The organism is Corallococcus sp. AB018 (genome assembly GCF_003986945.1).
Classification (GTDB): domain Bacteria; phylum Myxococcota; class Myxococcia; order Myxococcales; family Myxococcaceae; genus Corallococcus; species Corallococcus exiguus.
The window spans coordinates 1-16,136 of sequence record NZ_RAWR01000235.1; the positions used below are offsets into that span (position 1 = coordinate 1).

Sequence of the window (16,136 nt, forward strand, 5' to 3'; positions counted from 1 at the left end):
TCTCCGGGGACTTCCTCGCCACGCGGGTGTCGTACGAGCTGGACCTGACGGGGCCGGCGATGACGGTGCAGACGGCGTGTTCCACGTCGTTGGTGGCGTTGCACCTGGCCTGTCAGTCTCTGCTCGCGGGCGAGTGCGACCTGGCGCTCGCGGGAGGCGTGTCCATCCGCACGCCGCAGCTGGGGGCGCATCGCAACCAGGAGGGCGGCATCCTGGCGCCGGATGGGCGCTGCCGGCCGTTCGACGTGAACGCGGCGGGCACTGCGGTGGGCAATGGCGTGGGGATGCTGGTGCTCAAGCGGCTGGCGGACGCGGTGGCGGACCGGGACAGCATCCGCGCCATCGTGCTGGGCACGGCGCTGAACAACGACGGGGGCGCGAAGACGGGGTTCGCGGCGCCTTCGGTGCAGGGGCAGGCGGCGGTCATCCGCGAGGCGCTGTCGGTGGCGGGGGTGGCGCCGTCGGACGTGTCCTATGTGGAAGCGCACGGGACGGCGACGGCGTTGGGGGATCCGATTGAGGTCGCGGCGCTCAAGCAGGTGTTCCAGGGGGCTCCTCCGGGCGCGTGTGGCCTGGGCGCGGTGAAGAGCAACTTCGGGCACCTGGACGCGGCGGCGGGCGTGGCGGGGGTGATCAAGACGGTGCTGTCGATGGAGCACCGCACGCTGCCTCCGACGCTGCACTTCACGAAGCCGCATCCGATGTTGGAGCTGGAGGGCAGTCCCTTCCAGGTGGTGGGGAGCACGCGTGCTTGGGAGGGCCCGTTGCCGCTGCGCGCGGGGGTGACGGCGCTGGGGATTGGAGGCACGAACGCGCACGTGGTGTTGCAGGAGGCGCCGGCTCTTCCGGAGTCGGATGCGCCCCGGCGCGGTGAAGAGGTGCTGCTCTTGTCCGCGAAGACGGAGGGCGCGCTGGAGCGGATGACCGCGGCGCTCGCGGAGCGCTTGCGTGAGCATGCGGCTCCCGTTGCGGCGGCCTCGCGCGCGGAAGCGACTTCGCATGCGGAAGGGGTCGCGGTGAAACGGCAGGCGGGAGTGGACAACGGCGCCGCATCACCCGCGCGGTCCGCGCCCCCTGCTTCGGGCGCCTGGCTCGCGGACGTCGCTCATACGTTGCAGGTGGGGCGTGCGCGCTTCCCGTGGCGCCGCTTCGTCGTGGTCCGTCCGGGCGAGGACGCGGCGGCACTGCTGGAGGGGCGGTCCTCTGCCGGTAAGGATGCGCCTCCTCGGAGCCGCACCGTGTTCGACGAGGGCGAGTCTCGCGGCGTGGCCTTCCTGTTCCCGGGCGGCGGTGCGCAGCGGGTGAACATGGGCGAGGCGTTCCTTCGCGAGCCGGCGTTCCGCGCTGCCATCGACACGTGCGCGGAGTGGCTTCGCGGTCCCATGGGCGCGGACCTCCGCGACATCCTCTTCGCGGGCCCCGAGCGCTTCGACGCGGCGGCCCGTGATCTGGACCGGCCGCTGTGGTCCCAGCCCGCGTTGTTCGTCTGCGACTGGGCGCTCGCTCAGCTGTGGCTGTCGTGGGGCGTGAAGCCGGACGCGTTGCTGGGGCACTCGCTCGGCGAATACGTGGCCGCGTGCCTCGCGGGTGTGTTCACGCTGGAGGAAGCGCTGGGCCTCGTCGTCGCTCGCGGACGCTTGATGGAGGCGATGCCACCGGGTGGGATGCTGTCCGTGCTCGCGTCCGTGGAGCAGGTCTCGGAGCTCGTGGGGCCGGCCGTGTCGGTAGCGGCCATCAACGGACAGGAGACCTGTGTCCTCTCTGGACCGCTGCCGGAGTTGGAGGCGGCGGAGCAGGCGCTGACGGCGCGGGGCATCGAGCACAAGCGGGTGCGCTACGCGCGCGCCGCGCACTCCTCCATGATGGAGCCGTACCTGGAAGGCTTCGCTCGGGAAGTGGCCCGCGTGAAGCTCCGCGCGCCCTCGCTGCCCGTCGTGTCCAGCCTCACCGGACGGTGGCTCCAGGAGCGCGAGGCGACGTCACCTGACTATTGGGTCCGTCACCTGCGGCATACGGTCCGCTTCTCCGAAGCGCTGGGCTGCCTGTTGGAGTCCGGGGACCGTGCACTGATTGAGGTGGGCCCGGGCACGACGCTCACCGCGCTCACGAGGCAACATCCGGCGCGCAAGACGCAGCCCGTGTTGGCCACCCTGCCGACGAAGGGCGACGCGCCTGGGAGCGCCCTGGCGGCCCTGGGCGAAGCGTGGGCCGCGGGCGTGGACGTGGACTGGGAACACATCCGGGATGGCGAGAGGCGCCGTCGCGTGGACCTTCCGACCTACAGCTTCGACCGCGAGCACTACAGCCTGGACGACGCCGCGCCGATCCCCGTCGCACGCAACGCCATGGCTGCCAAGGCGAAGGCAACCGGACCCTCGAAGTCGAAGGTGCAGGCTCCCCGTCGCGGTGAGCGCGTGGCGCCCCGTGACGCCACGGAGCAGTCCCTGGTCGAGTGCTTCCAGACGCTGTTCCGCCTGGATGACGTGGGCATCCACGACGACTTCTTCGCGCTGGGCGGCGACTCGCTGGTCGCGCTCCGGCTGCTCGCGATGATCTCCGAACGCTTCGGCAAGCGGCTCGCGCTGAAGGAGATGCTGACCGCGCCCACGGTGGAGCTGTTGGCGCGGAAGCTGGGCGGACGCGAGGAGGGCCGGTCCCTGCCACCCGGGGTCGCGTTGCTCCAGCAGGGCACTCGCGGTCCGCCGCTCTTCTTCGTGCACGCGGCCGGAGGCCAGGCGGTGTTCTACCGCGACCTGGCGCGCGCCATCGACGCAAGCCGGACCGCCTACGCCTTCGAGTCCCGGGGCCTGGATCCGGACGGACCGCTGCACACGTCCGTCGACGAGATGGCGACGGCCTACCTGGAGGGCCTGCGCGCGTTGCAGCCCGTGGGGCCGTACCTGCTGGTGGGAGCGTCGTTCGGCGGCGCGGTGGTCTACGAGATGGCCCGCCGGCTGACGGCGGAAGGCCACGCGGTGCCGCTGTGCGCGATGCTCGACACACCGGGCCCCGGGGACATCGCTCGGGCCCGGACGGGCGGAGTGGGCTTCGCGCAGGAGCAGGTCCTCGCGGATCCGGAGCAGCAGCGGCGCTACGCGCGCGTCTGGGAGGCGAACATGACGGCCCTGCGCGACTACCCCATGCCCCGCTTCGAGGGCGGCACCCTCCAGTTCTTCCGCGCGGCGACCGTCATCGAGCACATGCCGAAGCACGTGGAACTTGAATGGCTGGACTCGGGCGCGGTGCTCCGGGTGGAGACCGTGCCCGGCGACCACCAGTCGATGCTCACGGGCGGGAACGCTGAAGGGCTGGGCGCGAAGCTCGCGGCGCTCCTTCCGTGAACGAGGCGCTCAGCTGGAGCCCGGACGGCCGCGCCGCTGGGCCATGCGCCGCAGGTTGTCCCGCCGCTGCGCACCCGGGTCCTGCGCGGGGGCGGGAGCCGTCGCTGGTGGCGTGTCTTTCGGTGGTGACAGGTGTCCTGCGAGCGCGCGCACCGTGGGGTACTGGAAGAGGGTGATCAGCGGAACCTTGCGGCCCACCAGCGCCTCCAGCTTCGCGTGCACGGACTGGAGCAGCAGTGAGTTGCCGCCCAGGTCGAAGAAGTTGTCGCTTGCGCCCACGCGCTCCAGCCCCAGCACTTCGGCCCAGAGCGCGGCCAGCGTCTGCTCCAGGCCGGCTTCGGGGACGCGGTAGTCCTCGCTCAGTTCGGGCCGGTGCAAGTCCGGCGCGGGCAGGGCCTTGCGGTCCAGCTTGCCGTTCGCGGTGAACGGCAGCCGCTCCAGCACCACGAACGCCGACGGAACCGCGTGCTCCGCGAGCGACCGCCGCAGCGAGGCCCGCAGCGCGTCCACCGTGAACGCGGCCCCTTCGCGGAGCACCAGGTACGCGACCAACCGCCGTTGTCCCGGCACGTCCTCGCGCACCTGCGCTACCGCTTCCTTCACCGAGGGCTGCGAGAGCAGCGCGGCCTCCACCTCGCCCAGTTCGATGCGGAAGCCCCGCAGCTTCACCTGCGAGTCCGCGCGGCCCCGGAACTCCAGCGTCCCGTCCGCGAGCCACCGCACCACGTCGCCCGTGCGGTACAGGCGCGCGCCGGGTTCGCGGGAGAATTGATCCGGTCCGAAGCGCTCCGCCGTGAGCGCGGGCTGACCCAGATAGCCGCGCGCTACCTGGGCACCTCCCAGGAACAGCTCGCCCCACAGGCCCACAGGCACGGGCTGTCCCGCGCCATCCAGCACGTACACGCGCACGTTGGGCTCCGGGCTGCCGATGGGAGGCAGCAGTCCTTCGGCCGCTTCGGGCTTCACGGCGCCGGAGGTCGCGATGACGGTGTTCTCCGTGGGGCCGTAGCAGTTGAGCCACTGGCCCGGAACGGAGGGCCCCGGACGGCGGTGCAGCACGTCGCCGGCCACATGCACCCGGCGCAGCGGCATGTCCGCGGGCCATGGCTGCTCCAGCGCGGCCTCCGCCATGGGCGTGGGCAGCGTGGTGAGCGTGATGCCCTCCGTCGCGAGCCACCGCACCAGCCGCGCGGGCTCCGCACGCACCTCGTCCGAGGGGAGATGGAGGCTGGCGCCATGCGAGAGCGACGGCCAGGTCTCGAAGACAGTCGCGTCGAACGCGAGCCCCGTCAGGAGCGTGGCACGGTCTCCCGGTTCAATCCCCGCCGCCGTGCCGAGCCCCGCGACGAGGTTCGCCAGCGTGCCGTGCGTCACCGCGACGCCCTTGGGCCGGCCGGTGCTGCCCGACGTGTAGATGACGTAGGCCATCGCCTCCGCGTGCAGTGTCACTGCGGGCGCGGTGACTGGATGGGTCTCCAGCGTGGGCTCCGTGTCCAGGCAGAGCACGCGCACGCCGCATCTCTCGAAGCGGGAGGCGAAGGCCTGCTGGGTGACGACGATGCGCGCGCCACTGTCCGTGAGCACGTGCCGCCACCAGGCTTCCGGCCACGTCAGGTCCATGGCCAGATAGGCCCCGCCCGACTTGAGGATGCCGAGCGCGCCCCACACGTAGCCGGGCGTGCGGTCCACGCACAGGGCGACCACGGTCTCCGGCTTCACACCCTGTGAGCGCAGCAGGTTCGCGAGCTGGTTCGACCGGGTCTCCAACTCCCCGAACGTCAGTTGCTGCCCGTCGCCCGCCAGCGCGAGCGCCTCCGGCCTCAGCCGCGCCTGCTCCGCGATGCGCGAGGGCACACGGAGGTCCGCGGGGACATCGAGCGCGGTGTCGTTCCACTCGACGAGGACCTGCTGGCGCTCCGCCTCTGTCAGCAGCGACAGCGACGCGAGCGGACGCTCCGGGTTTCGCGTCACCTGCTCCAGCAGGCGCAGGTAGTGCCCGGCCATACGCTCCACCGTCGCCGCATCGAAGAGCGCGGTGTTGTATTCCCAGTGCGTCAGCAACCCGGTGGCGGACTCGCGCATGAACAGCGTGAGGTCGTGCTTCGCGAGCCCTGGATCAAAGGGCACCGGCGCTGTCTCCAGCCCTCGCAGGGGGAAGCCGGGGAAGTCCTTGAAGAGGGCGAACACGGCCTGGAACACGGGCGTGCGGCTCAGGTCTCGCGGCGTCTGGAGCGCGTCCACCAGTTGTTCGAAGGGCACCTCCTGGTGCGCGTACGCGCCCAGGCACGTCTCGCGAACACGGGCGAGGAGGACCTGGAAGGACTCGGCGCCGGAGACCTTCACGCGCAGGGGCAGGGCGTTGACGAAGAAGCCGATGAGCCCCTCCACCTCGCGGTGGTTGCGGCCGGAGATGGGCGAGCCGACCACCACGTCGTCCTGCCCGCTGTAGCGCGACAGCAGGGCGTGGAAGCCCGCGAGCAGCGCCATGAAGGACGTGACGCCCTGCTGGTGACACAGTTCGCGCACGGCGGCATCCACCGCGGCGGGGATCCGCACCATGTGGGCCGCGCCCGCCTGGGCCTGCACGGGCGGACGCGGTCGGTCGGTGGGCAGCTCAAGCGCGTGGGGCGCCCCGTTCAACTGCCGCTTCCACCACGCGAGCTGCGCGTCGAGCCCTTCGCCCTGCAACGTCGCGCGCTGCCAGCGGGCGTAGTCCGTGTATCGGATGGGCAGTGGCGGCAGGCGCGGCGTCTGGTTCCGGGTGAAGGCGTCGTAGAGGACGCCCAGCTCGCGCCCCATCACGTCCGTGGACCAGCCGTCCGTGATGATGTGATGCATGAGCAGGAAGAGCGCGTGGTCTTCCGCATCCAGCCGCAGCAGCGTCGCCGTCAGCAGGGGACCCGTGCGCAGGTCGAAGACGTGGCGCATCCGCTCCTCGGCTCGCTGGCGCAGGACGGTGTCGCGCTGCTGGGGCGGCACGTCCTCCAGCCGCTCGAAGGCGAGCGCGAAGGGAACCGAGGTCAGGACGCGCTGAACGGGCTGGCCGTTCTCCTCCGCGAACACCGTGCGCAGGGACTCGTGACGGTCGATGAGCGCCGCGAGTGACCGCTCCAGCGCGGCCACGTCGAGCGGTCCCTTGCACCGGATGAACAGCGGGACGTTGAAGGCGAACCCGCCCGGTGCGAGCGCGTCGATGAACCACAGCCGCTGCTGCGGGAAGGACTGGGGCGCGGAGTTTCCGGCCTCCGTGCGCACCAGGGGCGGTGCCTGGAGGGGATGGGCTTCCTGGCGCAGGGCTTCGATTCGCGCGGCCAGCTCCGCGAGCGTCGGGGCTTCGAAGAGCACGCGTACGGGCAGCTCCATTTGAAGGGACTCACGCAGACGGGAGGCCACCTGGGTCGCGAGCAGCGAGTGGCCGCCCAGCTCGAAGAAGTGGTCCTGCGTGCCCACGCGCGGCACACCCAGCAGCGGTGCCCAGATGTCCGCGATGAGCTTCTCCACCGCGGAGACCGGGGCCACGTAGACGGTCCCGGGGATGGCCTCTTCCGTCGGAACGGGGAGTCCGTTGCGGTTCACCTTGCCACTGGGCGTCAGGGGCAGCGCGTCCATGCGCACCAGCGCCGAAGGCACCATGTACTCCGGCAGCCGTCGCGCCAGTGCTTGTCTCAGCGCCTCCGCGGAGAAGGCCGTCTCCGGTTGCACCACGTAGGCCCCCAGCCGCTTGAAGCCCGGGGTGTCCTCACGCAGCACGACGACCACGTCCTGCACGTCGGGTAGGGATCGCAGGGCGGACTCCACTTCGCCCAACTCGACGCGGAAGCCACGCAGCTTCACCTGACCGTCCAGACGGCCCAGGAACTCCAGTTGTCCATCCGCGAGCCAGCGCGCCTTGTCTCCCGTGCGGTAGAGGCGGGCGCCCGGCGTGGCGCTGAAGGGGGAGGGCACGAAGCGCTCCGCGGTGAGGTCCGGCCGGCCGTGGTAGCCGTGCGCGAGCCCTTCGCCTCCGATGAACACCTCTCCTGGGACGCCGACGGGGCTCGGATTTCCGCGGGCATCCAGGACGTAGGTCTGGACGTTGGTCAGCGGTGTTCCCACTGAAGGGAGCGCGGGCCAGGTGCTCGGAGTCCCTGAAGCCCGCCATGCGCTGGCGGCGTGCGTCTCCGAAGGACCGTACTGGTTTTCGAGGACACACCCGGGCAGCCGTTCGAAGAGGGCGACGAGAGCGGGCGTCACCTGGAGTTGTTCGCCCGCGGTGATGACCTCGTTGAGTGGGGGCAGTTTCGTCGCGGTGCGCGCTGCTTCAGACAGCGACTGGAGCGCGACGAAGGGGAGGAAGAGACGCTCCACGCGGTGCTGGGTGAGGAAGCGCAGCAGCGCGGGTGGATCGCGGCGCAGTTCGGCGGAGCTGAGCAGCAGGCGGCCACCGATGCACCACGTGCCGAAGATCTCCTGGAAGGAGACGTCGAAGTTGAGTGAGGCGAACTGGAGCGTGGTGGCTTCCGCGCGGACGGCGCGGCGGGTCTGCCAGGCGAGCATGTTGCCGATGCCCCGGTGGGACATGGCGATGCCCTTGGGCCTGCCGGTGCTGCCCGAGGTGAAGACGACGTAGCAGACCGCTTCTGGAGACAGCCTCACGTTCGGAGACGCGGTGGAGCGGGAGGCCAGTGAGACGGTCTCCATCGTCACGATGCGCGCGGAGGTGCTTGGTGGCAGCGCCCGCACGAAGCCTTCATGCGCGAGGACGACCGGAGCGCGTGTGTCCTCCACCATCAGGGCCAGTCGCTCGGCCGGATAGTTCGGATCCAGCGGGACGTAGGCTGCACCGGCCTTGAGGGTGGCGAGGACGGCGACGGGCATGTCGAGGCTGGAGCGCTCCAGGCACAGCCCGACGGAGCTTCCCGGCGTGACGCCCAGGGCGATGAGGTGGTGCGCGAGCTGATTGGCTCGTGCATCCAGTTGCCTGTAGGTCAGCGACTCGGCGCCGTTCGTCACCGCGACCGCTTCCGGTGTCCGAGCGACCTGCGCCTCCACCCAGCGGTGCATGAGGCCCGGCTCGAAAGAGAGGTCCTTCGCGGCGTTCCACGTCACGACGACCTGCTGCCGTTCCTCTTCGGAGAGGAGCGGCATGGCTGACAGGGGCTGCTCGGGATGGCGGACCGCTCCTTGGAGCATTCGCACGTAGTGCCCGGCCATCCGGGTGAGGGTCGCCTCCTCGAAGAGGGCGGTGTTGTACTCCCAGAAGGCCGTCAGCCCCTGCTCCGACTCGCGCACGAAGAGCATGAGGTCGAAGCGGGAGACGCCCGTCTGGAAGGGGACGTCCTCCGCTTGGAGCCCGGGCAACGAGAAGGGGACGGCCGCCTGTTGCAGGACGAAGAGGGCCTGGATCAGCGGCGCGCGGCTCAGGTCGCGTGGCGGCTTGAGCGCCTCCACGATTTGTTCGAACGGCAGGTCCTGATGCGCGAAGGCGCCCAGGCAGCTCTCGCGCACGCCGCGCAACAGGTGGCGGAAGGAGCGCGTCCCTGCGACATCCGCGCGCAGGGCGAGCGTGTTGACGAAGAGGCCGAGGAGCCCTTCCACCTCACGGCGGTTGCGGCCGGAGATGGGCGAGCCGACCACCACGTCGTCCTGGCCGCTGTAGCGCGCGAGCAGGGCCTGGAATCCCGCCAGCAGCGTCATGAACAGCGTGGTGCCCTCGCGCTGGCCCATGGCGAAGAGGGCGCTGGTCAGCGCGGGTGGCAGGGGGACTTCGATGTACGCGCCCTGGAAGGTCTGCACGGGCGGACGTGGCTTGTCGGTGGGCAGGTCCAGCACGGGCGGTGCCCCCGCGAGCTGCTCGCGCCACCACGCCAACTGCTCTTCCAGCACGTCGCCCTGCAACCACGCGCGCTGCCACAGCGCGTAGTCCGCGTACTGGATGGAAATGGGCGGGAGCTGGGCCTCCGTGCCCTGGAGCCGGGCGAGGTAGAGCGCATCCAGCTCCCGCTGGAGCAAGGCGATGGACCAGCCGTCGAAGACGCTGTGATGGAAGTTGAGGATGAGGACCTGATCCTCGTCCGCGATCCGGAGCAGCGTGGCTCGGATCAGGGGGCCTCGCCGCAGGTCGAACGGTACATGTGCTTCGGCCTCCACCTGGCGCTGGAGCGGAATGCGCGGCTCCACGTCCACCTGCTTCACGGTGAGCTTCCACGCGGGCCCGATGCGTTGCACCGGCTGGCCGTCCACTTCGTCGAACGTGGTGCGCAGGACCTCGTGACGTCGGATGAGGACGTTGAGCACGTCCTCCAGCGAGTGTGTGTCCAGCCGTCCCCGCAGCCGGGTGACCAGGGGCAGGTTGTAGGCGTGCGCGCTGGTGTCCAGCTGCGAGACGAACCACAGCCGCTGCTGGGAGAACGACTGCGGAACGAGCTCGCCGCGCAGCTGGGGGACCAGCGGCGGGACGGCCTTCCGGTTCGCGCCGTGAAGATGCTCCTCCAGCCGCGCGGCGAGCTGCGCGACGGTGGGCGCCTCGAAGAGGACCCGGAGGGACACGTCCACCTGGAAGGCCTCCCGCAACCGGGAGACCACCTGTGTTGCGAGCAGCGAGTGCCCACCCAGCTCGAAGAAGTGATCCTGCAGGCCCACGCGCGGCACCACGAGCAGGGACGCCCAGATGTCCGCGATCACCTTCTCCACCGCCGTCATCGGGGCCAGGAACCCGGAGTCGTCCGCGGCTTCTTCCTTGGGCGCGGGCAGACCGTTGCGGTTCACCTTGCCGCTCGGGCCCAGCGGCAGCGCGTCCATTCGCACCAGGGCCGAGGGCACCATGTGCTCCGGCAGCCGTCGCGCCAGCGACTGCCTCAGCGCCTCCGGTGAGAAGGATGCTTCCGGTTGGACCACGTAGGCCACCAGCCGCTTGTGGCCCGGTGTGTCCTCGCGCACCACGGCGACCACGTCGCGTACGTCGGGCAGGACGCGCAGGGCTGCTTCCACTTCGCCCAGTTCGACGCGGAAGCCACGCAGCTTCACCTGACCGTCCAGACGGCCCAGGAACTCCAGTTGTCCATCCGCGAGCCAGCGCGCCTTGTCTCCCGTGCGGTAGAGACGTGCGCCCGGCGTGGGTCCAAACGGAGAGGGGATGAAGCGCTCCGCGGTGAGGTCTGGTCGGCCGTGGTAGCCGTGCGCGAGTCCTTCACCGCCCACGTACAGCTCGCCCGGGACCCCGACTGGGCAGGGCTCGCGGCGCGGATCCAACACGTAGGCCTGGACCGAAGGCAGCGGTGTTCCGACCGGAGGCAGGGCGGGCCACGTGCTTGGAGCGCCCGACGCACGCCACGCGGAGACCGCATGGGTCTCCGAAGGACCGTACTGGTTTTCGAGGACGCAGCCGGGCAGCCGCTCGAAGAGGGAGACGAGAGCGGGCGTCACCTGGAGTTGTTCGCCCGCGGTGATGACCTCGTTGAGCGGGGGCAGCTCCGTCGCGGTGCGAGATGCTTCGCTCAGCGACTGGAGCGCGACGAAGGGGAGGAAGAGGCGCTCCACGCGGTGCTGGGTGAGGAAGCGCAGCAGTGCCGGTGGATCACGGCGCAGTTCGGCGGAGCTGAGAAGCAGGCGGCCTCCGATGCACCACGTGCCGAAGATCTCCTGGAAGGAGACATCGAAGTTGAGCGAAGCGAACTGGAGCGTGGTGGCTTCCGCGCGGACAGCGCGGCGGGTCTGCCACGCGAGCATGTTGCCGATGCCCCGGTGGGACATGGCGATGCCCTTGGGGCGGCCGGTGCTGCCCGAGGTGAAGACGACGTAGCAGACTGCTTCAGGTGACAGCCTCACGTTCGGAGACGACGTGGGACGGGAGGCCAGTGAGACGGTCTCCATCATCACGATGCGCGCGGAGGTGTCTGGAGGAAGGGCCCGCACGAAGCCCTCATGTGCGAGGACGACCGGAGCGCGCGTGTCCTCCACCATCAGGGCCAGGCGTTCGGTCGGATAGTTCGGATCCAGCGGGACGTAGGCCGCGCCGGCCTTGAGAGTGGCGAGGACGGCGACAGGCATGTCGAGGCTGGAGCGCTCCAGGCACAGCCCGACGGAGCTTCCCGGCGTGACGCCCAGGGCGATGAGGTGGTGCGCGAGCTGATTGGCGCGAGCATCCAGTTGCGCGTAGGTCAGCGACTCCGCGCCGTTCGTCACCGCGACCGCTTCCGGTGTCCGAGCGACCTGTGCCTCCACCCAGCGGTGCATGAGGCCCGGCTCGGGAATCCGTTCCTCGCGGCTGTTCCATGCGACCAGGAGTTGCTCGCGTTCCTCCCGCGACAGGAGCGACAGGTCCGCCAAAGGCAGTTCGGGGTTCGCGGTGACGCCTTCGAGCAACCGCACGTAATGCCCGGCCATCCGGGCGAGGGTCGCCTCCTCGAAGAGGGCGGTGTTGTACTCCCAGTAGGCGACGAGCCCTTGCGGCGTCTGCCGCATGAACAGCATGAGGTCGAAGCGGGAGACACCCGACTGGAACGGGAAGTCCTCCACCGCGAGGCCGGGCAGGGACAACGGCGTCGCGGCCCGCTGCAGGACGAACATCGTCTGCACCAGGGGCGTCCGGCTCAGGTCTCGCGGCGGCTTGAGCGCGTCCACGAGCTGTTCGAACGGCAGGTCCTGGTGCGCGAAGGCACCCAGGCAGCTCTCGCGCACACCGCGCAGCAGCTGCCGGAAGGAATGCGAGCCAGAGACATCCGCGCGCAGGGCGAGCGTGTTGACGAAGAAGCCGATGAGTCCTTCCACCTCCCGGCGATTGCGGCCGGAGATGGGCGAGCCGACCACCACGTCGTCCTGACCGCTGTAGCGCGCAAGCAGGGCCTGGAATCCCGCCAGCAGCGTCATGAACAGCGTGGCGCCCTCGCGCTGTCCCAGCAACTGGAGCGAGCCGTGGAGGGGCTGGGGCAGCAGCACCTCGAAGTTCGCGCCCTGGAAGGTCTGCACGGGCGGACGTGGCTTGTCGGTGGGCAGATCCAGCACGGGCGGTGCTCCCGCCAGCGCCTCCCTCCACCATGCGAGCTGGTCCTCCAGTTCCTCCCCCTGGAACGACTCACGCTGCCACCGCGCGTAGTCCACGTACTGGAGGGACAGGGGCGGCAGCGTGCCATGGCCGTGCGCGGGGTAGAGCGCGTTCAATTCGCGCTGGAGCACGTCGATGGACCACCCGTCGAAGACGATGTGGTGGATGACGAGCATCAACACATGATCGTCATCCGCGACGCGCAGGAGCAGCCCCCGTATCAGCGGGCCTCGCCGCAGATCGAACGGGCGCCGGGCCTCCGTGGCCAGCTGCCCCGGGAGCTTCGCGGCCTCCACGTCCGTCCTCACCAACGTGAAGTTCCATGCCGGCCCGACGCGCTGCACCGGCTGACCATCCGCCTCGTCGAACGTGGTGCGCAGGACCGCGTGCCGCCGGATGATCTCCGCGAGGCTCCGTTCCAGTGCGTTCGCGTCCAGCGCGCCCCGCAGCCGGGTGACCATGGGCACGTTGTACGAGTACCCCAGCGTGTCGAGCTGGGAGATGAACCACAGCCGCTGCTGCGCGAACGACTGCGGCAACCAGCCGTCCTGGGGACCGGGAACCAGCGGGAGGGACTGGATCCGGCTGCTCTCCATTCGCAGTGCATCGATGCGCGCCGCGAGACTGGTGACCGTGGGCGCTTCGAACAGCGCTCGCACGGACAGGTCCACCTGGAACGTCTCCCGCAGTCGGGAGGTGACCTGGGTCGCGAGCAGCGAGTGCCCACCCAGTTCGAAGAAGGAGTCCTGCGTGCCCACTCGCGTGCGGCCCAGGAGCGCGGCCCAGACCTCCGCCACCGCCGTCTCCGTCGGGGTGACCGGCGCCACGTAGCCGTCCTCCGCGAGCGTGTCGCCCACGGGCGTGGCGAGCGCCCTTCGGTCCACCTTTCCCACGGGCGTCAGCGGCAGCCGGTCCAGCTTCACGAAGGCGGACGGGACCAGCGGCGACGGCAGCTGGGCGGACAGGCTTGAACGCAGCGTGCTCACGTCCACGCTCGCGCCGGTCACATAGGCCACCAGGCGCTTGTCGCCGGGCGCGTACTCGCGCACCTCCGCCACGGCGTCCTCCACGCCGGGCAGGTGACGCAGGGCGGTTTCAATCTCTCCCAGTTCGATGCGGAAGCCGCGCAGCTTCACCTGCGTGTCCGCGCGCCCCATGAAGGCCAGCTCGCCGGAAGGCAGCCACCGTGCACGGTCACCCGTGCGGTACAGCCGGGCACCGGGGACGTCGCTGCACGGATGGGGCACGAAGCGGTCCGCGGTGAGCTCCGGCCGGTCCAGGTAGCCCCACGCCAAACCGTCGCCTCCCACGTACAGGTCACCCACGACGCCGGGCGGCACCGGCTCCAGGCGCGCGTCCAGCACCAGCGCCTGGGAGTTCTCCAGCGGACGGCCAATGGGCACGGGCATCCGCGCGTCCATGTCCCGCTTCACCTGATACGTGGCGGAGAACGTGGTGTTCTCCGTGGGGCCGTAGCCGTTGATGACCGCTCGGCCCGCGTCCAACAGCTTGCGCGCGGCCAGCGGGGACAGCACGTCGCCGCCCGCGAGCACCTGCCCCACGCGAGCGAGCGCCGCGGGCCGGTTCAGTGCCATCTGCTCGAAGAACGCCGTGGTGAGGAACAGCACGCTGATGCGTTCGCGTTCCAGCGTGGCTTCCAGTTCCTCCAGCGACGGCGTCACCGGTGGATAGAGGAACAGCTTCGCGCCGCTGAGCATCGCTCCCCACAGCTCCAGCGTCGCGGCGTCGAACGACGTGGTGGCCAGTTGGAGGACGACGTCTTCGGCGCGGAACCGGACGTAGGACACGCCCTTCACCAGCCGCGTCACGGCCCGGTGGGGAACGCCCACGCCCTTGGGCTGCCCGGTGCTCCCGGACGTGTACATGACGTACGCGAGCGCATCGGCGGGGACGTGCACCTCGGGCGCTGCCTTCGGTTGAGCCTCGAAGGTCCGCCAGGACGGGTCGAGCACCACGACCCGTGAGGCCAAACCCTTCAGCGAGGACTCGCGTCCCTGCTCCAACAGGAGCACGGTGATGCGGGCGTCGCGCGCCATGAAGTCCAGGCGCTCGGGGGGATAGCCTGGATCCAGCGGTACGTAGGCGCCTCCCGCCTTGAGGATGGCGAGCGTCGCCACGACCATCTCCAGCGACCGGCCCGCGCACAGGCCCACCGGTGTTCCCAGCCGCACGCCCTGCCCACGCAGGTGGTGCGCGAGCTGATTGGCCCGTGCTTCCACTTCCGCATACGTGAGCCGGTGGCCTCCCGCTTCCACGGCCACGGCGCCGGGCGTCCGCGCGGCCTGCTCCGCGAAGAGCGAGGGCAGGGACGCATCGCGAGGGTAGGGGACGGCGGCTCCCGTCCCCTGGTCGAGCAGGCGCTGCCGCTCCATCGAGGTGAGCAGCGGAATCGTGGCCACGGGACGCTCCGGCTCCGCGACCGCGGCCTCCAGCAGGCGCGTGTAGTGCTCCGCGAAGCGCGCCACCGTCGCGGCGTCGAAGAGGTCGGTGCTGTACTCCCAGAGCCCCACCAGCCCTTCCGGCGTTTCGCGCAGGAAGACGGTGAGGTCCATTCGCGACACGCCCGGTTCGAAGTCCAGCTCGGAGGTGCGCAGCCCCTCCAGCTCCAGCGCGGGCACGGCCGAGTGCTGGAGCGTGAAGAACACCTGGAACAGGGGCGGGCGGCTCAGGTCGCGCTCGGGTTGGAGCGCGTCCACCAACTGCTCGAAGGGCACTTCCTGATGCGCGTACGCGTCCAGGCACGTCTTGCGCACGCGGTGCAGCAGTTCTCCGAAGCCGAGCGCACCTTCACCCCGCACGCGCAGGGGCAGGGTGTTGATGAAGAAGCCGATGAGCGGTTCCACCTCCTGGCGCGTGCGTCCGGAGATGGGGGAGCCGATGACGATGTCGTCCTGGCCGCTCAGCCGCGAGAGCAGCAGATTCATCCCACCCAATAGCGCCATGAACAACGTGACGCCCTGCTTGCGGCACAGCGCTTCCAGCGCCTTGCCCAATGCCGGAGGGAGCGCATGGCGGTACACCGCGCCCCGCGTGGACTGCGCGGCGGGGCGGGGCCGGTCCGTGGGCAGCTCCAACGCGGCGGGCGCTCCCGACAACTCACCTCGCCACCAGTCCAGTTGCTGCTGGAGGTGCTCGCCCTGGATCCACTGCCGCTGCCACACCGCATGGTCCGCGTACTGCACCGGCAGCGCGGGCAGCACGGGCGTCGTGCCGGCGCGATAGGCCACGTAGAGCGCTTGAAGCTCCCGCTCCATCACCGTGAGCGACCAGCCGTCGCAGCAGATGTGATGCAGCATCAGGAGCAGCACGTGCTCCGCTTCTCCCAGCCGCAAGAGCCGCACACGCACCAGCGGTCCCGCGCCCAGGTCGAAGGGCACGCGCGCCTCCGTCTCCGCGGCTTGTCGCAGGACCTGCTCCCGTTCGGACGCGGGTATCGCCTCCAGCGACTCCACGTGCAGCGGCAGGGACAGCGATGGCGCGATCCGCTGCACCGGCTGACCGTCCACGATGGCGAAGGTGGTGCGCAGCGCTTCGTGCCGCTCCACCAGCACGGCCAGTGCTCGCTCCAGCGCGGGGACGTCCAACGCTCCGGTGAGCCGCGCGAAGTACGGGACGTTGTAGGAGATGCCCCCGGGCGTGAGCTGCTCGATGAACCACATCCGCTGCTGCCCGAAGGAGAGCGGCAGCAAGGCGTCACGCGGGACGGGCACCACGGGCGGTGCTCGACGACGGGGCCTCGCCGGGGACTTCGG

Annotated in this window: 2 protein-coding genes; one reads left to right on the plus strand and one right to left on the minus strand. The window is 70.4% G+C overall.

Going from position 1 to position 16,136, the window contains the following annotated elements:
* Positions 1–3,341 (plus strand): type I polyketide synthase (locus D7Y11_RS35640; protein WP_233607494.1); only part of this gene is annotated, 3,341 nt, incomplete at its 5' end.
* Positions 3,342–3,350: 9 nt separating this feature from the next.
* Here D7Y11_RS35640 and D7Y11_RS35645 read toward each other — a convergent pair.
* A complete protein-coding gene (locus D7Y11_RS35645; protein WP_233607495.1) occupies positions 3,351–16,097 on the minus strand; it encodes a non-ribosomal peptide synthase/polyketide synthase in 12,747 nt (4,248 codons plus the stop codon).
* Between the last annotated feature and the right edge of the window lie 39 nt (positions 16,098–16,136).